This window comes from Acinetobacter sp. 22512, from assembly GCF_052044755.1.
GTDB classification, from domain to species: domain Bacteria; phylum Pseudomonadota; class Gammaproteobacteria; order Pseudomonadales; family Moraxellaceae; genus Acinetobacter; species Acinetobacter pittii.
This window is the reverse complement of the sequence record NZ_JBQENP010000008.1, coordinates 66,113-85,137: the sequence shown is the minus strand read 5'-3', so window position 1 is coordinate 85,137 and position 19,025 is coordinate 66,113. Positions and strand designations below refer to the sequence as shown.

Below are 19,025 nucleotides of genomic sequence, written 5' to 3'. Positions count from 1 at the left end.
CCGCATGTCAGAAGCTCAATTTGATTTAATTGTGATTGGCGCGGGACCGGGTGGGTATGTGGCTGCAATTCGTGCAGCCCAGCTCGGGTTAAAAACCGCAATTGTAGAAGAGCAACATTTAGGCGGAATTTGTCTAAATTGGGGCTGTATTCCAACTAAAGCTTTGCTTGCAGGAGCAGAGCTTGCAACCCAGTTTAAACATGCCGGACAGTTTGGTTTTCAGGTATCCCAACTCGATTTTGATATTCAAAAGCTTGTGCAACATAGCCGCCAAGTGTCAGCTCAGTTAGTACAAGGCATCGATTATTTACTTAAAAAGAATCAGGTGACGGTTTTTAATGGTCGTGCTCAGCTTACGGCGAAAGAAAAAATTGAAGTGACAGATGCTCAAGGTAACAGTCAGGTTTTAAGTGCGCCACATATCATTTTGGCAACTGGAGCTAAAGCCCGACATGTTCCTCAACTTCCTGTCGATGGAATATATGTCTGGAGCTATAAAGAAGCACTGGTTCCCGAGCAGTTACCAAAAAGCTTATTGGTTGTAGGCTCGGGAGCGATTGGCAGTGAGTTTGCTAGTCTTTATCAAGACTTGGGTTGTCAGGTAACTTTAATTGATTTGGCTAAACAAATTTTACCAACCGAAGATGCAGAAGTTGCTCAATTTGTCAGAAAACAGTTTGAACAAAAAGGAATGAAAGTCTTAACCGATGCTGTCGTTCAAAGTATTCAAATTGAAAATGATCAAGTCCACTGTGTGATTGAAACAGCAAATGACGTTCAAACGATTATTTTCGACCGTGTGCTTTCAGCAATTGGTGTACAGCCTAATACCACGGGGCTAGGACTAGAACGTTTAGGTGTAGAACTCAACCCACAAGGTTTTGTGGCAATTGATGACTATTGTAAAACCAACGTAGCGGGGCTTTATGCCATTGGTGATGTGGCTGGTGCACCGTGTCTTGCCCATAAAGCAAGCCATGAAGCCATGATATGTGTCAAGAAAATCACTGGTGTAACAAACGTCCATTCACTCGATCGTAGCCAGATTCCGGGTTGTATTTTTACTCATCCACAAGTGGCGAGTATTGGTCTAACAGAAAATGCAGCAAAAGCTAAGAATCTACCTATACGAATCGGCAAGTTTTCTTTAACCGCAAATGGCAAAGCTTTGGCAATTGGAGATGCGTCAGGTTTTGTGAAAACTATTATTCATGCAGAAACGGGTGAATTACTTGGTGCACACATGGTAGGTCATGAAGTGACTGAACATATTCAGGGCTTTGCGATTGCCAAATACTTGGAAGCAACTGATGAAAGTTTAGCTCAAGTGATTTTCCCGCATCCAACATTATCAGAAGCCATGCATGAATCCATTTTGGCTTCAATGCAACGAGCGATTCATATGTAGAAATTCTGCATTTACAGGAGTTGAATATGGTTAAGGGATTAAAAAATAAAGTCGTTTTAGTGACGGGGGCAGCTCAAGGCATTGGCCGTGGGATTGCCCTGCGCTTGGCGCAAGAAGGGGCACACATCGCATTAGTTGATATGAAACAAGATCGACTGAATGATGTGCAGCAAGAAATTCAGGCTTTAGGCGTAAATGCGAGTACATTTATTGCCGACGTAAGTGACCGCGAGCAAGTGTATGCCGCTATAAATCATGCTGAGAAGACCCTTGGTGGGTTTGATGTCATAATTAATAATGCTGGAATTGCACAAGTTCAAGCGATTGCGGATATCACACCGGATGAATTTCAAAAAATTGTTGATATTAATATTGGTGGCGTGCTGTGGGGAATACAGGCTGCTGCTGCAAAATTTAAGCAACGTCAACATAAAGGAAAAATCATTAATGCTTGCTCAATTGCAGGCCACGATGGGTTTGCTTTACTCGGTATTTACTCGGCAACCAAATTTGCGGTACGAGCACTTACCCAAGCTGCGGCAAAAGAATATGCTAGTCACGGTATTACAGTAAATGGATATTGCCCCGGAATTGTCGGAACTGATATGTGGGTGGAAATAGATAAACGTTTTGCTGAAATTACCGGTGCAGCAATTGGTGAAACTTATAAAAAATATGTGGAAGGCATTGCCTTAGGTAGAGCCCAAACGCCAGATGATGTAGCCGCATTAGTTGCTTTTCTGGCAAGTGAAGATTCGGACTATATTACGGGTCAATCCATTTTAACAGACGGCGGAATTGTCTATCGCTAAAACGACATCCTGATTTGAGGGAGATAATAATGAAAGCAGCACGTTTTTATGACAGAGGCGATATTCGTATTGAAGATATCCCTGAACCAGAAGTCACTCCCGGCACTGTAGGTATCAAGGTGGCTTGGTGTGGAATCTGTGGTACAGATTTACATGAGTTTATGGAAGGGCCAATTTTTATTCCACCGTGTGGGCATCCGCATCCTATTTCAGGCGAATCTGCGCCGATTACTATGGGACATGAGTTTTCAGGTGTGGTTTATGCCGTAGGTGAAGGTGTTGATGATATTGAAATTGGTCAGCATGTAGTCGTAGAGCCTTATATTGTGGCTGATGATGTGCCGACTGGACCGGGCGATAATTATCATCTTTCCAAAAATATGAACTTTATTGGTTTAGGTGGGCGTGGTGGTGGTTTGTCGGAGAAAATTGCAGTTAAACGCCGTTGGGTGCATCCAATTTCCAATAAAATTCCACTGGATCAGGCGGCCTTAATTGAACCGTTATCGGTAGGTCATCATGCCTATGTGCGCAGTGGTGCAAAGGCTGGTGACATTGCACTGGTTGGCGGAGCCGGCCCAATTGGTCTATTGCTTTCGGCAATTTTAAAAGCGAAAGGGCTTAAGGTCATCATTACTGAGCTAAGTGCAAAACGTAAAGAAAAAGCCAAAGAGTCGGGTGTTGCAGATTATATTTTAGACCCGTCAGAAGTTGATGTTGTTTCTGAGGTCATGAAAATCACTAATGGCGATGGTGTCGATGTTGCATTTGAATGTAGTAGCGTTAACAAGGTATTAGATACTTTGGTTGCGGCAGTGAAACCAACAGGCGTTATAGTTATTGTTTCGATTTGGAGCCATCCAGCATCAATTAATGTGCATAGTGTAGTAATGAAAGAGCTTGATGTACGAGGCACAATTGCCTATGTAAATGACCATCAAGAAACTATTAAACTGGTTGAAGAAGGTAAAATAAATCTGGAACCTTTTATTACGCAGCGTATTCAACTTGATGATTTGATTTCACAAGGTTTTGAAACCTTAATTCATAACAATGAGTCAGCCGTTAAGATTATCGTACATCCATAAATAGACACTTAAGCCTATAAAAAAAGAGCGATGATTCGCTCTTTTTTTTATTAAAGTAAATTGTTGTTTTTGGCTTCAATAATAGGGGGTAATGGCTGCCCTAAAGAGCTTAGAGACTCACGTTCAATCAAACGCACAATAGAATCGAGCGGTAAATCATTTTCTTGCAAACCGAAAGGTTCTTCAATTTGAGCACTTAGGGCATCTAAACCTAAAAACATATAAGCGATTAAACCCACAATAAGTGGTGTCCAAATGCCTAAAGCTGCTTCAAGGCTAAACGGTAATATGAAACAGAAACAATAAACGGCACGGTGCAAAAGTACTGAATAAGAGTAGGGCAAAGGCGTCCCAGCAATTCGGTCACAACCTGCTTGGATATTACCTAGCTCAACAATATGTCGATTTAGCGTGCTATAGATAATGTCACTAATTTCACCATCTTTGAGTATTTTAACTAAATCTTTTTGAATATTTTCGAGTACAAATTGCGGCGCATTAATATGCTCATTTAAATAATTAAGTGAAGAGTTATTTAAATAGGCATGTTCAAGAAATTTTGTGGGTTCGACTGTTTGTTGACGTAAACGATCACGCAATAAATTACTAAAAATTAAGACCTGATGGATTAAATGTTCACGTTGTTCATTAGATAAAACATGGCTGTCTCTGACAATATGTCTGGCATTGGCAATTAAAGCCCCCCAGAGCTTGCGGCCTTCCCACCAACGGTCATAACACGCATTATTTCGAAAACCCGTACAAATCGAAAGAATCACACCAAAGATGGTAAATCCGATCGCGGGTACGGTAGGAATTTGAATCCAATGATAATAAGAGAGCCAGACCACACATGCTGAAATAAGTACAACAAAACTCAGTGCAGGCAAAACCTTCGGCAAAATTGTTCCTTTCCAAGCAAATAATAATTTAAATACATTGCTTTTATCACGGACAATCATATAAAGCCTTTGAACTAACGAACCTAACCAAGTGCAATATGATACGCCTTAGATGAGCTAAATACCTAGCTAAAGCTTATGCTTTTGTCTGTATCGCCAAAGAGTAGTACGGCTAATACCAAAAATATTCGCGACCATATTCAAGTTATGGTTATATTTTTCTAAAGCTGCTTGTACATTTTCTGGACTAAGCTCTGTATTTGTCTCGGGTAATTTAACGTAATCCTCCGCATTTAAGAGTTCATTTGGTAAGTCTTCGACTTCAATTTCATCTTTACCATTTGCCATGGTTAAAGCATAAAGAAGGGTGTTTTTAAGCTCACGAACATTTCCTGGCCAGTCATAGTTCAATAAAATTTGCATGGCTTTTTGATTAACATGGCGAGGCATTGTGTCGAGTTGAGTGGAGCTTTCTTTTAAAATCTGATCGACAATAAGAGGAATATCGACTTTTCTCTCTCTGAGTGGTGGTATAAAAATTGGAATTACGCGTAAACGGTAGAGTAAATCATGACGGAAACGCCCAGCCTTAGCCTCTTCGCGTAACGCCTTATGCGTTGCAGTGATAATACGGACATTGGCTTGAATTGGTTTTTCACCACCTACAGGAGTAAATTCACCTGTTTCTAACACCCGTAATAATTTAGCTTGAAGCTCTAAAGGAATCTCGGCAATTTCATCTAGAAACAGTGTTCCACCTGCGGCACGTTCAAAAACGCCTTTATGGTCACGAATTGCTCCCGTAAAAGCACCTTTCACATGCCCAAAGAGTTCACTCTCTAAAATATTAGAATTTAAAGCTGCACAGTTAATCGCTACAAAAATCTTATTTTTACGTTGGCTATAATCATGAATTGCTTGTGCCACAAGTTCTTTACCACTACCAGATTCGCCGCGGACGAGCACAGGAAACTCAGTAATTGCCACTCTTTGAATAATTGAAAACATGCGAGTCATTTCTGGTGAACAACTATTAAAAACTTTAGCCAAGTCTTGCAATTGTTCTGTTAGCTCTACTTGATCAGCAATATCATTCTCTATGCTAACGGGCTGTAGAATATGCAATTTCCCGATAATGCGATGCTCTGCGATGTAAATATCATTTTCCTGATAGATGAATCGCTTTCTCATTTTAGGAGTATTGATTTCAAGATACTGATTATGATGATCTTGAGTAAGCGCTGCCATACTCTCTACAGAAATATCGTCTGTATTAAATTTATAGTGAATTGCTTGAGTCGTTGTATCTGCTAAAAAAAGACTCGCATTTGGGAATAAAGCTTTTAATTGCTCAAATAAAATAAAAAAATCTTGTTCTGACTCAAAATTTAACTTTGCCATTTCATATGTTTCACAATCGTTTCATTGAAACATACTTGAGTTTCATAGGAACATCAAGCTGCGTTTGTTTTCTAACTTTAATTTCATTTTTTATATTAAGTGTTTGATTCTTATATTTATTATTTAATTTTAAATAATTGGCATCTTATTTGCAAAATATAGGAAAGAAATAAATTATTGGGGTATAAATCATGTTCTTTAAGCAGTTTTTTGAAAAAGAAAGTTCGACTTATACATATATGCTTGGGTGTGAAGAAACACGAGAGGTTGTTTTAATTGACCCAGTCGCATCAGATATAGCGATTTATACAAAAGAATTAGAGCAGCATCAATTTACGCTCATCTATACCTTAGATACCCATGTTCATGCAGACCATATTACCGCTGCGAATTTGCTTCGGGAACGTCTCGATTGCAAATCGGTTTTACACCGTAATTCAGATGTAAGTTGCGGAGATATTTTAATTACAGATGGTTGCATACTTAAAGTTGGCAACCTCAGTATTGAAGCACGTTATACACCAGGTCATACCAATGCTTGTACGAGTTATTTGGTTGAAAACATTGTTTTCACTGGTGATGCATTATTAATTGATGGGTGCGGTCGAACTGACTTCCAACAAGGTAATGCAGGCACACTTTATGACAGTATTCATAAGCAACTTTTCAGCCTACCTGACGAGACTATTGTGTATCCAGGACACGACTACAAAGGTCGTTTATCTTCAACGATTGGCAATGAACGTTTAAATAACTCACGTTTAGGTCAGAATCGTTCAAGAGACGATTTTATTAAATTGATGAATAATTTAAATCTGCCATACCCAAAACAAATCGATAAAGCACTTCCTGCCAATCAGGCTTGCGGCTCAATTTCACAATTATAAGGTGGCAATATGGAACTTAAACGAGTTAATCAAGATTTTTATGTTGCTGGCCAGATTACTGCCAACGATATTGCAAAAATTGCAGCCCAAGGAATAAAAACTCTGATATGTAACCGACCAGATGGAGAAGGTGCAGATCAACCCAATGTGATTGAAATTGAAGAAGCAGCTCAGCGGCATAGCCTAAACGTAATCTATCAGCCTGTGACCAGTGGCAAAATTACCGATCAACAAGTTACCGAGTTTAAGCAGCTTTATCAGAATGCTCAGAAGCCCGTTTTAGCATATTGTCGCTCTGGTATGCGTGCAATCAGTTTGTGGGCTTTGGCTGAAGTTGAGCCAAAAGATACAGCGCTGTTAGTAGAAGCGGGTAATAAGCTTGGGTTTAATTTGAAAGGCTTGGTGCCACGTATTTTAAAACGTGATCATGAACCAGCGACAATTCCTTCTTATAGCGTTGTGATTGTGGGCGCTGGAGCAGCTGGAGTTTCTGTTGCATCAAGCTTACTGTCTCGGGAACCTCATTTAGATATTGTCATTATTGATCCGGCAGATACCCACTATTATCAACCGGGCTGGACCATGGTTGGTGGCGGTATTTTCAAACCACAAGTAACCGCACGGTCAATGGCAAGTGTGATCCCTTCAAAAGTGAAATGGATGAAAGCAGCTGTTGCCGGATTCGACCCTGAGCATAATCAAGTTATTTTGGAAGGATGCCAACCCATTCAATATAAAGCTTTGGTCGTCTGTCCTGGTTTAAAACTGAATTGGCATGGAATTGAAGGTTTAGTCGAAACCTTAGGGAAAAATGGGGTGACGTCTAACTATCGTTATGATTTAGCGCCGTATACATGGGAATTGGTGCAACAGCTAAATGGTGGAAAAGCAATCTTTACCCAACCGCCTATGCCGATTAAATGTGCCGGTGCTCCTCAAAAAGCGATGTACCTTTCAGCCGATTACTGGTTAAGACAAGGCAAACTCAAAGATATCTCTATCCATTTTTATAACACTGGCGCTGTTTTATTTGGTGTGAAGGAATATGTACCTGCACTAATGCAATATGTCGAAAAATATGGCTCTGAACTGCATTTTAACCATCAACTTGTCAAAGTAGATGGGCCTGCAAAAAAAGCATGGTTTAAGGTAGTGAACAATGAAAATGCAGCATTGGTCGAGACTGATTTCGACATGTTGCATGTTGTTCCACCGCAACAAGCCCCAGACTTTATTCGTGCCAGCACACTCACTGATGAAGCAGGCTGGGTGAGCGTGAATCCTCAAACCCTACAACATACACAGCATGCCAATATTTTTGCTTTAGGTGATGTGATGAATGCGCCTAATGCCAAAACTGCTGCTGCGGCACGAGCACAAGCTCCTATCGTTGCAGTAAATGTTCTCGCACAACTGAACGGTGAGCAAAATTTATGTGAATACAACGGCTATGGCTCATGTCCACTTACTGTAGAACGTGGAAAAATCGTTCTGGCTGAGTTCGGTTACGGCGGCAAATTACTCCCAAGCTTTCCGAAATGGGTGATTGATGGGCAAAAGCCATCTCGTTTGGCATGGTTACTTAAAGAGCAGATTTTACCGCCGATTTATTGGCAAGGCATGCTCAAGGGCCGCGAGTGGATGGTCAAACCTGAGCGAGGTTAAGCAAAGCAACGCTTTGTACGAGCGCAAGACGAGAACTATGTTCGAGTTAAGAGGTTAAACAAAGCAACGCTTTGTACGAGCGCAAGGCGAAAGCTGTGTTTGAGCGGAAGAGGATAAGCAGAGATTAATAATCTTTACTCTAAGAAGCGACTAAAGCTTCGCAGATTTATTCACTCATTAACCAGCAGTCTACTGCAAATAATGTATATGCAATTTTAGGCTTTTGATATGTTATTACTTGTCGTTGAAGGCATCGTGATTGGTTTTTTACTTGGTCTTACTGGTGCTGGTGGGGGTATTCTTGCTGTACCCGCGCTTATGACCAGTCAAGGCTGGAGTGTGGCGCAAGCTGCACCGATTGGGTTGTTGGCGGTTGCGCTATCTACTCTCATAGGAACCATTGAAGGCTTATTTAAAAAGATTGTGCGTTATCGCGCTGCAATCTGGATTGCCCTAATTGGTGCTCCTATGGCACATATCGGCATTTTAATAGCTAACACGATTTCACCTATTTGGCTCATGTTAATGTTTAGCTTGGTCATGTTTACAGTGGGCTATCGACTTATTAGTAACCGAGTATCAGACTTTCATAACCCGCCGTGTCAGGTTAACCCAAGTACGGGGCGCTTTATCTGGAATTTTAAAACGGGAAGCGTTCTTGCCAGCATCGGAATTATTGCTGGGCTTTTAACAGGCATGCTAGGGGTTGGTGGCGGCTTTGTAATTGTACCAGCGCTTAGAAAAGTCACAAATTTGGATATGCATAGCATTGTGGCAACGTCACTTATGATTATTTTTCTCATTAGTGGAGTGAGTATTGTGATGCATATTGCAGAGGGTTTTCACTATCCAGTAGGCATTACTAGTGCGTTTGCGCTCGCATGTGCAGTTGGTATGTTATTAGGGCGCAGAGCTATTCGTTTTATTCCGTCTGCAATTGTGCAAAAAGTCTTTGCTTTAATGGTTTTTGCTGTCGCAATTTATATGGTCATTAAGATAGTTAATCTAACAAATATCTAAGTAATATAGTATTTTAACTATCTCTGTAGTTAGCAATTTTCCAAAGACGAGATGTTGAAATTCTCTTTGGAAATTTGATTTAAACCATATAAATTTTTGAGAAAGTGATATGAAGCGAGTTAACTTGGCAATTTGCGGTTTTGGACGGATTGGACAACAAATTGCAGAGCTCCTTTTAAATCGAACGACCTACTATAAACAAAAATATCAAATTGATGCCCGTTTAGTGGGTGTCTGTAACTCATCGTCAGGCTTAATTGATCAAGAAGGTTTACAAGCTTCAAAGTGGCTAGATAAAACACAATATCAAGCAGGCCTAACTGAGCAGAAGTTTTTAGAACAGGTTCAAGCAGATGTCATTATTGAGACAGGGCCAAGTGACTATGTAACAGGTGGAAAAGGCCTCTTTTATTTAGATTATGCTTTAACACATAGCATGAATGCGATTGCGGTATCTAAAGGTGCTTTAGTCGTAGATGGTAAAAAATTAGTTAACTTGGCACCTCAGCACAATAAAAAACTATTTTTTAGCGGTGCAACAGCTGCTGCCTTACCAACTGTTGATTTGTTTGAATATAACTTAGCTGGCTGCCAAATTTTAGAAATAGAAGGTGTGTTTGTTTACAGGCACCACGAATTTTATTTTGAATGATATGTTGCAACATGAATGTGCGTTTGCAGAATCTCTTGAAAAAGCTCAAGCAAAAGGTATTGCAGAACCTGACAGCTCTTTCGATGTAGATGGATGGGATACTGCTGCCAAAATTACGATACTAGCCAATACTGTTTTGGGGGCTGATGTAAAAATTCAAGATATTCCAAGACAAGGAATTAGTCATGTGACTGCCGATCATATTCGTGATTGGAAAAAAGAAAATGTAATTCCTCGTCTGGTCGGTTTTATTCATATTAAGAATCAGCAAATTCAAACCGGTGTTGAATTAAGATTAGTTTCAGCAAATCATCCTTTTGCTCATCTGCAAGGTTCCAATAAATGCATTCGGGCGTTAACGCAAGAAATGGGGGAATTTGTTGTCAGTGGAGGGGCATCTGCGCCTTTAGCCACAGCAGCCGCGGCTTTAAAAGATTTTGAGTTGATGCTTAAAACGGGCTGCTAGAGATGAATTATTACTTATAAAAAAAGCAGGCTTTTAGGCCTGCTTCTCACAATTTTTTTGACTATTAAATAACTTTTTTCCAATTTCTAACTTACTAAACATTAAGTAGTTACCAAGTAAGATTAATAAAATTCCAAATACAGCATTTATAGTCCATACATATCCTTCAAAGAATGTAGAAACTGTTAGAGCAACTAAAGGGAATAGCAATGTGCTATACGCTGCTTTGGCTGCGCCAATTCGTCCAACAAGAGAAAAGTAAGCAGAGAACCCAATAACCGTACCAAATACAGCCAAGTAAAGTACCGAGCTTAAAAATGGGAAATTCATTGGAGGCATTAAATCTTGGCCAGTAAATAAAGCTAGACTTAACATCACCAATGCCCCATAAGTCATGGCATAACAATTTGTTGAAAAAATATTTAGGCCACGTTTTTGGTGTCTAACACTAATCATGTTCCCTAAAGAAAAACCGTAAGTGCCTACTGCACACAGACCGATACCCATCAATAACTGTGCATTAAACTGACTATTAATCAGGTCATGCCAGAACAGTAAAACAATACCTATGAGCCCTAAAATTGCGGCTGGGGCAAAGTTTGGCGATGGTTTTTGCTTAAAAAAGATAAGTGCATTAATAGCATTAAAGAAAACAGCCATCGAAAAAATGACAGACTCTAAACCACTGTTTACATATTTAACGGCGGTATAAAAACAAATAAAGTTTAGGCCGAAAACACAAAGGCCTTGCAGCATACAGAACAAATGATCTTTTAAAGCAATCCGCTGTAATTTTCCTGAAAATAGTAAAACAACCCACAGTAATAAGGCTGAAATAGCAAAACGCCATAAAATTGCGACAACGGGCGTTGCATAGTGGCTTTGAACGGCAATTCCAATCCATGTTGTTCCCCAAATCAACACCACCGCAACATAGAGTAAAATATTCATAACTTCATCCTCGATTACCAAGCTTAAGTATCTAGGAATGCTTCATTTTTCACGTATATATTCTTGTGTTGCACATGCAAGATCTTGCGTTTTTTATAGATCTAAACTAGCTGAATTTTGCTGAATATGGTTAACTTAAGCTCAATGATATTCGTTTTAATTTTGCATGGCCTATCAAACTTTAGAACAGCTACAGCAATCTAAAGCCAAGCTTCACGAAACTGTGGTGCTTGATGAGAATATGCAACTTGCATTTTGGTCTAATCAGAAAGATCGTGTAAGTGTCTGTAGCGATCACCACACTTTAAGTCTCTATATTCAAGATGGCTATGAAAGCTATCAAAAAACCCCTGCAGGCTGGAAAAACGGCGGTGGGCCGGGGCGTTTTTGCTTATTGCCTGAGCATCAGGAGTCGACTTGGGACATACGTGGTGGGCTTAAATTCGTTCACTTGTATTATACCGACCAACATTTGCGTGATGTTGCCGAAAAAATATGGGACAAAGAACCTAATCAAATTGAACTAAACGAAGTTGTTTTTAACGATGACGAAAAGATTCGAGCGCTTTATCAGTTTTTCTTGCTAGATTGTGATTGGAAAGATTCAGCAAACCATTTACAAATGAGTACAACTGCCAGTTTATTGCTGAACCATTTAATTCGAAGATATAGCAGTGTTCAATGGCAACAACCTACTATCAAGGGTGGGCTCGCTCCTCATAAACTCAAATATATTCAGGACTGGATTGAAGGGCATCTAGATCAAGCACTTACCTTGTCTGATTTGGCGAATGTTGTGAATTTAAGCGAATACCATTTTGCTCATATGTTTAAACAGTCCATGAATATGGCACCTCACCAATATGTCATGCAAAGACGCTTAACCAAGGCCAAAGGGCTAATTCAGTCATCTCAGCTTTCTTTGCAAGATATTGCCCTAGTATGTGGGTTTAGTTCAGCAAGCCATTTAAGTCATCGCTTTAAACAGTTTTATGGTATGAGTCCTTCACAGTTACGTTAAACGTCTAATGTAATTGGTTTATCTTGAGCTGCATCAAAGGCAGCTCTTGCCGCATCAATATCCGCAATGTGCTGCTGAGCCCATTGGCCTAAAGCAATTACAGGTTCTGTAAGTGAATGACCGAGTGGGGTTAATTCATATTCAACATGAGGTGGAACTACAGGATAAACCGTACGTTTAACTAATCCATCTCTCTCTAAACCACGCAAACATAAGGTAAGCATACGCTGCGATATTCCATTGATACTTCTTTTAATTTCAGAAAAGCGATGAGAACGTGATGCGAGTGTCATTACAATGAGTATACTCCATTTCTCGCCAACTCTAGCCAATACTTGACTGACTCTCTGGCAATCTGAACTTTGGATATCGTGAGGTATGGTTACAGTCATATTACTTGGTTCCCTAAATGTGCCTTCTTGTGCATAAGCATAATAGTAGTAACATAATTAGTTCAAGTAACAATTTTATACTGTTGGTATAAACGATGAAACTACTTCAAATTGACACAAGTATTTTAGGTGAGCAGTCTGTTAGCCGCCAACTCACCTCATCTGTTATTGGAAAGCTCAGCGCAGCTTATCCTGATGCAGAAATTATTCATCACGATTTTGCTTTAGAACCAATTCCTCATTTGTCTGATGCTGAGTTTTTGGCATGGCAAGGTGTTGAACCTAATAATGAAATAGCGCAGCAACATGTTGCACGAAACACCCAATATTTGGACGAGTTCTTATCGTCAGATATCGTTGTAATCGGCGCGCCAATGTACAATTTTAGCTTCCCATCACAGTTAAAAGCTTGGCTTGACCGACTATCTGTTGCTGGAAAAACATTCCGTTATACGGAAAACGGCCCTCAAGGTTTAGTAGAGGGGAAACGTGTCATTATTGCTTCTTCGCGTGGTGGTGTGTACTCAGAAGGTTCACCAGCCGAAGCTTTAGACTATCAAGAAACTTATATCAAAGCGTTTTTCAATTTTATTGGTGTGACTGATATTACTTTTGTGCGCGCGGAAGGGATCGCTTTCGGCCCAGAAGCACGTCAAGCTGCCTTAGATAATGCAGCAGCACAAATCGCACAATTAGCAGGTTAAAAATATAAACAGCCGAACAGAAAAGAAACTGTTCGGCCTTATTGATAAGATTTTTTGAATTTAAAAAATATTTAAATCAATAGTTAACTAAAAAAAGTGACAGCTAGTCCAACCAACGCTGATGCAAAAATCACATATAACACGTTCACGTTAAAGCGGAATAAAGCAATAAATGCAGCCAAAGTAATGAGGGCTGCAACTATATCAAAATGCCCTGAAAAACCTTGTGGCCATAGCACGTGATAACTAAAAAATAGTGCGAGATTTAAAATTACACCGACCACAGCCGCGGTAATTGCAGTGAGTGGCGCAGTAAATTTAATTTCATTATGTGTAGATTCAATAATGGGCGCACCCGCAAAAATAAATACAAATGAAAAGAGAAAGGTAAACCAAGTCACAATGACTGCACCAAGTGCTCCAGCAAAAAATAGATGCTCAGAGCCAAGTAATGAATGATTGACGCCTCCTAAAAAGCCAACAAAAGCCACTACCATAATCAGTGGACCCGGTGTAGTTTCACCTAAAGCTAAACCATCAATCATTTGTGTAGGTGAAAGCCATCCAAAATGATTTACAGCTCCTTGATAGACATAAGGTAAAACTGCATAGGCCCCCCCAAACGTAAGTAAAGCAGCTTTGGTAAAGAACCACGCCATTTGAGTATAAGAATGATGCCATCCAAAATATGCGCCTAAAGCTAAAATTGGCAATAGCCATAAAGCGATTGCTACAAAAATAAGTTTAGCTAAACGCAACCAATGGAATTTAGCGTGCTCTGGTGTTGGAGTCTCATCATCAATAAATGCCGGACCATAATCTTTTTGACTGGCTTTATGTCCAGCCGCGGAGGAAAATAGTTCTGGGTACTTTTTACTCGCTAAATAGCCAGCAATACCAGCTGATAAAACGATAAGCGGGAAAGGAAGCTTTAAGACAAAGATGGCAAAGAACGCCGTAATCGCGACGATCCATAAAAACTTATTTTTAAGCGAACGACTACCTATACGGTACGTTGCATGGAAAACAATTGCGGTAACGGCAGGCTTGATTCCGTAGAAAATACCTGCAATAACAGGAACATCTCCAAATTTTATATAAACCCAAGACAGCCCAATTAAAATAAATAAGGAGGGTAATACAAATAGAATACCTGCAACCAATCCTCCAGCAGTTCTATGCATAAGCCAACCAATGTAGGTTGCTAACTGCTGCGCTTCAGGACCGGGTAACAACATGCAGTAGTTCAGGGCATGTAAAAATCTTTTTTCGGATATCCAGCGCTTTTGCTCAACAAGTTCCTGATGCATCACAGCGATTTGTCCAGCGGGCCCCCCAAAGCTAATAAAGCCGAGCTTGAGCCAAAATAAGAAGGCTTGCCAGAAGGTGACTTGAATAATACTTTCAGGTAAAGGGGATTTTTCGTTTTCCATTTTTTATCCCATCAAAAAATTGATTCATACGGATCAAGAACATCAAAAACTAGTAACTTTTAGTTAATTGAATAAGTTAGATGTGCTAGGCAGCTATAGCATACAGAACAAAAATGACTTTCTTATTATTTTAAAAAGATATTCTTCTAAAAAATCTCTAGAAGAATATCTATCTTTTACTTTTTAATGATCATGTTCTAAATAATCTGGTTTTTTCGGAAGCGCAAGGCTACATAAGAAACAGATAATCAGCATGACAATGACATATATAAAGAAGGTATTTTCAATTCCGGCAGCTTTAAACTGTAAGGCAACTGAAGGTGCAGAACCACCAAACAGCGCATTACCTACCGCATAAGAAAATCCTACACCTAAAGCTCGCACATGAGGTGGGAACATTTCAGCTTTTACCAAGCCACTGATAGATGTATAGAAACTGAGTAACATCATCATAAAAATAAGTAGCAAGGCAATAATGATCGGCGAATCAATATAGGCACGCATCCCGATCACCATGACTGGGTAGATAAAAATCGCAGACAATAAGCTAAAGGCCAGCATTGAAGAGCGTCGCCCAATACGGTCGGAAATAGCACCAAATACAGGTTGAGCACACATATAGACAAATAGGGCGAAGGTCATGATATAACCAACGGTTTTTCCCTCCATCCCTAAATTGGTTAAATAGGTTTTTGAATAAACGGTCTCTACATAAAACGTTAATGAACCAGCAGAAGTGTATCCAACCACCAATAAAAAGGTTTTCCAGTGCTTTTTAAAGAGTTCTCTTAAGCTACCAGACTCTTTTCGTTCGCTGTCTTGATGAGAAAGCGTTTCTTCTAAACGACTACGTGCAAGCAAAGATAAGATTGCTGCAATACCACCAATAACAAACGGAATACGCCATCCACCATCATGTAATTGTTGTTCACTTAAGAACGTTAATAAAATTACACCAAGTAAGCTTGCGAGTAACTGACCACCAGAGAGGGTGACATATTGGAAAGATGAGTAAAAACCACGTTGGCCTTTTAAACCCAATTCACTCATATATGTTGCTACTGCACCATATTCACCACCAACCGATAAGCCTTGAAGTAAGCGCACTACCAGTAAAAGAAAAGGGGCAAATAAGCCAACTTGATCATAAGTAGGTAGGGCTGCAAATAGAAAAGAACTCAAAGCCATCAGACAAATTGAGATGACCATCGACTTTTTCCGACCATGCCGGTCTGCAATTCGTCCAAATACCCAACTACCAATAGGACGCATAAAAAAGCTTGCAGCGAATACGCCCCACACATAGATAGATTTAGTCGTACTATCCATATCAGGTGCTGTTAATGCTTGAGTAAAGTAGGCAGCAAATACTGCATAGATATAAAAGTCGAACCATTCAACTAAATTACCAGAGGCTGCGCCTACAATCCCACGTATTCTGCTACGTTTTTCTTCCTGAGTGTATGTCATATTTCTTCCATCATTTTGCAGACAAAAATGAGGAATTTTTAGATATGCTGGATAGAAAATAGAATGAAACTTTAAATATCACCCAATCCTGAGCACTTCCTTAAATTCCTAACCATTCATTTTTTCTAATTTTAAAATTCGTTACTAGTAAGATTACGTCCTTTTGTTCGATTTAAAGAGATTTTTACCAATGATCGAACACTTCCTTTCATTTAACTTAATAATTAATTCTATTTAAAATCAGTGAGCTAATTTACAACGGTACTTTTCTATTTTATTTCTCCTTTTAAGTTTCATTTCGAGCTTAAGTTTATTTTGAATATTTGGTAATACTTAAAAAGTTATAGTGTCAATTCCTAATAAAATAAATGAAATTTATATAATGATAAGTTCATAAAATTTGTATCAAATACACTTAATCGAAAAAGTACAGAATGTATTGTTTCTCAATATATGTAGCTGTATTCTTGCGTGGCTAAAAATAGACTCCGCACTCATTTCTAGCGCTTTAGAATTATGCACGGTATGGCAGGTAGTTATTCAATGGAAAGACGTTCGTTAAATCTTCACTTCATGACATGCTCTAAAACAGCATTGGCTTCATCTATTGCACTCATAACATCTGTCGTCTATGCAAATGAAGCGGAGGTTTCGCAGCTCCCAACCATTACTGTGAACGCTACACAAAATAATGATGCGCTATACACATCAAAGAAAGTTAATTTATCAGGTTTTCAAACTGATGATTTAAAGAAAGTTCCTGCATCTATTACAACCATTACCTCTGAGCGTATAGCAGACCAACACGCAAAAACTTTAACTGATGTTATTAAAAACGATTCTTCGTTAGGGGATGGCTACGCTGCAATTGGCTACTATCCAAATTTTGTAGCACGTGGTTTTGCGCTTGATTTAGGCTCAAGTTATCTTATTAATGGCCATACTATACGTGGCGAACAAAATGTGGCTTTAGAAAATAAAGAACAAGTTGAAATCTTAAAAGGCATTTCTGCAATTCAAAGTGGAATGTCGACACCAGGTGGTGTTGTTAACTATGTCACCAAAAGACCTGCCGATGTTAAAAACATTACTGTAGATGCAAATTCAGAAGGCGGCTATACACTGGCAACAGATGTCGGCGGCTTTGTTAATGATAGTTTTGGTTATCGAATCAATTTAGCCCATGAAAGCATCCATCCAAATGTTGATCACGCAAATGGTAAACGAGAGTTTGGTTCAGTTGCTTTAGACTGGAAAATTAATGATCGTTCTAAATTATTGTTTGATATTGAAGCTCAGCATCAAAGTCAACGTTCAGTACCAGGTTATCAACTGCTTGATGGGCAAGAAGTACCAACAAATGTAGATCAAGACCGTTTATTGGGTTATCAGTCTTGGAGTAAACCTGTTGTAAATAACAGTGTAAATGCAAGTTTGAAATATAAATATGCATTTAATGATCAATGGAATGCTAGCTTAAGTGCATCGCAAAGCCGTGTTGTGATTGATGATAATAGTGCTTTCCCATGGGGATGTTATAACGATATTTGTGAATATTCTGGTTTGGGCAATACTTTTGATAAACACGGAAATTATGACATTTATGACTTCCGCAGCCCAGATGATACACGTATTACTAACCAGTTCGCTGCTGGATTAAATGGTCAATTCAACACTGCTAATATCCAGCATCAAATCGCTTTCGAATTACAACGTACATATAAAACCTTAAAGCACCATACACCACTGAATGTAGCGGTAGGAACAGGCAATATTTATCAAGATACAATTGACTATAGTCCGTCATCGGAAAGCCTAGGTGATCGTTACAAAGCGCTAGAAAGTGATCAGACTGCATTTACTCTATCTGACCGAGTTCAATTTAACGATCAGTGGTCAACTTTATTGGGTGGGAAGCTTATTCATCTTGATGAGCAAGCCTATACGTCAGATGGACAGCAAAGCCGAGACACCGATTTAAATAAGTTCTTACCGCAATTAGCGCTTATGTATAGCCCAACTGCTAAGACTAATCTTTATGCTTCATATGCCAAAGGATTATCAGATGGTGGTGAAGCACCGTGGTTCGCTAATAATGCTCTAGAAGTTCTATCTCCTAAAAACTCTGAACAATATGAAGTTGGTATTAAGCAACAAATTCGGAACTTCTTAGTAACAGCAGCTATTTTTGACTTAAAACAAGACAATCAATATAGCAAAGTGAATGCAGAAGGAACTTTCGATTTTGTTTCACAAGGTGAACAACACAATCAAGGTATTGAATTAGGTTTAACAGGTGCTTTAACTGATACACTCGATGTAAGTTCAGGTATTACCTATACCAAATCTCGTCTAGTTGATATTGATAATGACAGCTACAAAGGTCATCAAACTCAAAATGTACCGAAAGTACGCGCAACTGCACAGTTATCTTATAAAGTTCCGTCAGTTGAAGGGTTAAGATTATTGAGTGGTATGCAATACAGTAGCAGTAAATATGCAAACAAAGAGGGAACTGCAAAAGTAGGCGGTTACAGCGTTTTTAATATTGGTGCGGCCTATAAAACAAATTTTGCTGGGCATGACACAACTTTTAGATTCAATATTGATAACTTGTTTAATAAGAAATATTGGCGTGATGTAGGTGCATTTATGGGTGATGACTATCTATTCTTAGGTAACCCACGTACAGCTCAGTTCTCTACAACTTTTAGTTTTTAAAAGTTATAGAACAAATAAAAAAGGAGCTTATA

General features: G+C 39.2%; 15 protein-coding genes and 1 pseudogene. 10 read left to right on the top strand and 6 right to left on the bottom strand.

Annotation, left to right across the window (positions count from 1 at the left end; genetic code table 11):
• The first annotated feature begins 4 nt into the window (after positions 1–4).
• Genes lpdA through ACTJJG_RS10635 form a run of 3 tightly spaced genes read left to right on the top strand, consistent with a single transcriptional unit; the run spans position 5 to position 3,308 of the window.
• Positions 5–1,408 carry a dihydrolipoyl dehydrogenase gene (gene lpdA, locus ACTJJG_RS10645; protein ID WP_372552512.1) on the top strand — a complete coding sequence of 468 codons (1,404 nt, stop codon included), beginning with the start codon at positions 5–7 and terminating at the stop codon, positions 1,406–1,408.
• A gap of 26 nt (positions 1,409–1,434) precedes the next feature.
• Positions 1,435–2,220, top strand: a complete 786-nt coding sequence (locus ACTJJG_RS10640) for an acetoin reductase (protein WP_104074564.1) — start codon at positions 1,435–1,437, stop codon at positions 2,218–2,220.
• Between the two features lie 29 nt (positions 2,221–2,249).
• Entirely contained in the window at positions 2,250–3,308 is a 1,059-nt protein-coding gene (locus ACTJJG_RS10635) for a 2,3-butanediol dehydrogenase (RefSeq protein WP_000642319.1), read from the top strand.
• Between the two features lie 50 nt (positions 3,309–3,358).
• On the opposite strand, the gene ACTJJG_RS10630 is transcribed toward ACTJJG_RS10635, so the two are convergent.
• Together ACTJJG_RS10630 and ACTJJG_RS10625 are read right to left on the bottom strand one after the other, a co-directional pair.
• Positions 3,359–4,270: a bestrophin family protein gene (locus ACTJJG_RS10630; protein WP_000637008.1), complete on the bottom strand. Its 912-nt coding sequence runs from the start codon at positions 4,268–4,270 to the stop codon at positions 3,359–3,361.
• 69 nt (positions 4,271–4,339) lie between these two features.
• The gene (locus ACTJJG_RS10625) at positions 4,340–5,611 is read right to left on the bottom strand and encodes a sigma-54 interaction domain-containing protein (protein WP_032057471.1); all 1,272 of its coding nucleotides are present in this window, start codon (positions 5,609–5,611) and stop codon (positions 4,340–4,342) included.
• A gap of 191 nt (positions 5,612–5,802) precedes the next feature.
• On the opposite strand from ACTJJG_RS10625, the gene ACTJJG_RS10620 reads away from it, so the two are divergent.
• The 4 genes and pseudogenes from ACTJJG_RS10620 (at position 5,803) to ACTJJG_RS10605 (ending at position 10,301) form a co-directional block, all read left to right on the top strand.
• The gene (locus tag ACTJJG_RS10620; protein WP_032057470.1) at positions 5,803–6,498 is read left to right on the top strand and encodes an MBL fold metallo-hydrolase; all 696 of its coding nucleotides are present in this window, start codon (positions 5,803–5,805) and stop codon (positions 6,496–6,498) included.
• Positions 6,499–6,507: 9 nt separating this feature from the next.
• Positions 6,508–8,163 (top strand): bifunctional protein tyrosine phosphatase family protein/NAD(P)/FAD-dependent oxidoreductase, encoded by a 1,656-nt coding sequence (locus ACTJJG_RS10615; protein ID WP_032057469.1) that lies wholly within the window; start codon positions 6,508–6,510, stop codon positions 8,161–8,163.
• A gap of 228 nt (positions 8,164–8,391) precedes the next feature.
• Positions 8,392–9,183: a sulfite exporter TauE/SafE family protein gene (locus tag ACTJJG_RS10610; protein ID WP_005076117.1), complete on the top strand. Its 792-nt coding sequence runs from the start codon at positions 8,392–8,394 to the stop codon at positions 9,181–9,183.
• A 109-nt stretch (positions 9,184–9,292) separates the two neighbouring features.
• Positions 9,293–10,301 (top strand): annotated as a pseudogene (locus tag ACTJJG_RS10605) (homoserine dehydrogenase).
• A 33-nt stretch (positions 10,302–10,334) separates the two neighbouring features.
• On the opposite strand, the gene ACTJJG_RS10600 reads toward ACTJJG_RS10605, so the two are convergent.
• Positions 10,335–11,252: a DMT family transporter gene (locus ACTJJG_RS10600; RefSeq protein WP_005069324.1), complete on the bottom strand. Its 918-nt coding sequence runs from the start codon at positions 11,250–11,252 to the stop codon at positions 10,335–10,337.
• Positions 11,253–11,418: 166 nt separating this feature from the next.
• Here ACTJJG_RS10600 and ACTJJG_RS10595 point away from each other — a divergent pair, with 166 nt between their 5' ends.
• On the top strand, positions 11,419–12,273 hold the full coding sequence (locus ACTJJG_RS10595; protein ID WP_233752330.1) for a helix-turn-helix domain-containing protein: 855 nt from the start codon (positions 11,419–11,421) through the stop codon (positions 12,271–12,273).
• On the opposite strand, the gene ACTJJG_RS10590 is transcribed toward ACTJJG_RS10595, so the two are convergent.
• Entirely contained in the window at positions 12,270–12,665 is a 396-nt protein-coding gene (locus ACTJJG_RS10590; RefSeq protein ID WP_080759654.1) for a winged helix-turn-helix transcriptional regulator, read from the bottom strand. The genes ACTJJG_RS10595 and ACTJJG_RS10590 overlap by 4 nt on opposite strands.
• A 95-nt stretch (positions 12,666–12,760) precedes the next feature.
• Between ACTJJG_RS10590 and ACTJJG_RS10585 the strand changes: the two genes are divergently transcribed.
• Entirely contained in the window at positions 12,761–13,369 is a 609-nt protein-coding gene (locus tag ACTJJG_RS10585) for an FMN-dependent NADH-azoreductase (RefSeq protein ID WP_017399574.1), read from the top strand.
• Between the two features lie 83 nt (positions 13,370–13,452).
• Here the strand turns inward: ACTJJG_RS10585 and chrA are convergent, their stop codons facing one another.
• Positions 13,453–14,802 (bottom strand): chromate efflux transporter, encoded by a 1,350-nt coding sequence (gene chrA / locus ACTJJG_RS10580; protein ID WP_233752331.1) that lies wholly within the window; start codon positions 14,800–14,802, stop codon positions 13,453–13,455.
• Positions 14,803–14,985: 183 nt separating this feature from the next.
• Complete coding sequence (locus ACTJJG_RS10575; protein ID WP_069140428.1) at positions 14,986–16,272, bottom strand: MFS transporter; 1,287 nt, start codon at positions 16,270–16,272, stop codon at positions 14,986–14,988.
• A 516-nt stretch (positions 16,273–16,788) separates the two neighbouring features.
• Between ACTJJG_RS10575 and ACTJJG_RS10570 the strand changes: the two genes are divergently transcribed.
• Positions 16,789–18,993, top strand: a complete 2,205-nt coding sequence (locus ACTJJG_RS10570; protein WP_069140429.1) for a TonB-dependent siderophore receptor — start codon at positions 16,789–16,791, stop codon at positions 18,991–18,993.
• The last annotated feature ends 32 nt before the right edge of the window (positions 18,994–19,025 follow it).

Excerpts from the sequence above, each read along its gene's own strand:
- ACTJJG_RS10635 (WP_000642319.1), top strand. The coding sequence starts at position 2,250 with ATGAAAGCAGCACGTTTTTATGACAGAGGCGATATTCGTATTGAAGAT.
- lpdA (WP_372552512.1), top strand. The coding sequence starts at position 5 with ATGTCAGAAGCTCAATTTGATTTAATTGTGATTGGCGCGGGACCGGGT.
- ACTJJG_RS10615 (WP_032057469.1), top strand. The coding sequence starts at position 6,508 with ATGGAACTTAAACGAGTTAATCAAGATTTTTATGTTGCTGGCCAGATT.
- ACTJJG_RS10630 (WP_000637008.1), bottom strand. The coding sequence starts at position 4,270 with ATGATTGTCCGTGATAAAAGCAATGTATTTAAATTATTATTTGCTTGG.
- ACTJJG_RS10600 (WP_005069324.1), bottom strand. The coding sequence starts at position 11,252 with ATGAATATTTTACTCTATGTTGCGGTGGTGTTGATTTGGGGAACAACA.
- ACTJJG_RS10620 (WP_032057470.1), top strand. The coding sequence starts at position 5,803 with ATGTTCTTTAAGCAGTTTTTTGAAAAAGAAAGTTCGACTTATACATAT.
- ACTJJG_RS10575 (WP_069140428.1), bottom strand. The coding sequence starts at position 16,272 with ATGACATACACTCAGGAAGAAAAACGTAGCAGAATACGTGGGATTGTA.
- ACTJJG_RS10595 (WP_233752330.1), top strand. The coding sequence starts at position 11,419 with ATGGCCTATCAAACTTTAGAACAGCTACAGCAATCTAAAGCCAAGCTT.
- ACTJJG_RS10570 (WP_069140429.1), top strand. The coding sequence starts at position 16,789 with ATGCACGGTATGGCAGGTAGTTATTCAATGGAAAGACGTTCGTTAAAT.
- chrA (WP_233752331.1), bottom strand. The coding sequence starts at position 14,802 with ATGGAAAACGAAAAATCCCCTTTACCTGAAAGTATTATTCAAGTCACC.
- ACTJJG_RS10610 (WP_005076117.1), top strand. The coding sequence starts at position 8,392 with ATGTTATTACTTGTCGTTGAAGGCATCGTGATTGGTTTTTTACTTGGT.
- ACTJJG_RS10625 (WP_032057471.1), bottom strand. The coding sequence starts at position 5,611 with ATGGCAAAGTTAAATTTTGAGTCAGAACAAGATTTTTTTATTTTATTT.
- ACTJJG_RS10640 (WP_104074564.1), top strand. The coding sequence starts at position 1,435 with ATGGTTAAGGGATTAAAAAATAAAGTCGTTTTAGTGACGGGGGCAGCT.
- ACTJJG_RS10585 (WP_017399574.1), top strand. The coding sequence starts at position 12,761 with ATGAAACTACTTCAAATTGACACAAGTATTTTAGGTGAGCAGTCTGTT.
- ACTJJG_RS10590 (WP_080759654.1), bottom strand. The coding sequence starts at position 12,665 with ATGACTGTAACCATACCTCACGATATCCAAAGTTCAGATTGCCAGAGA.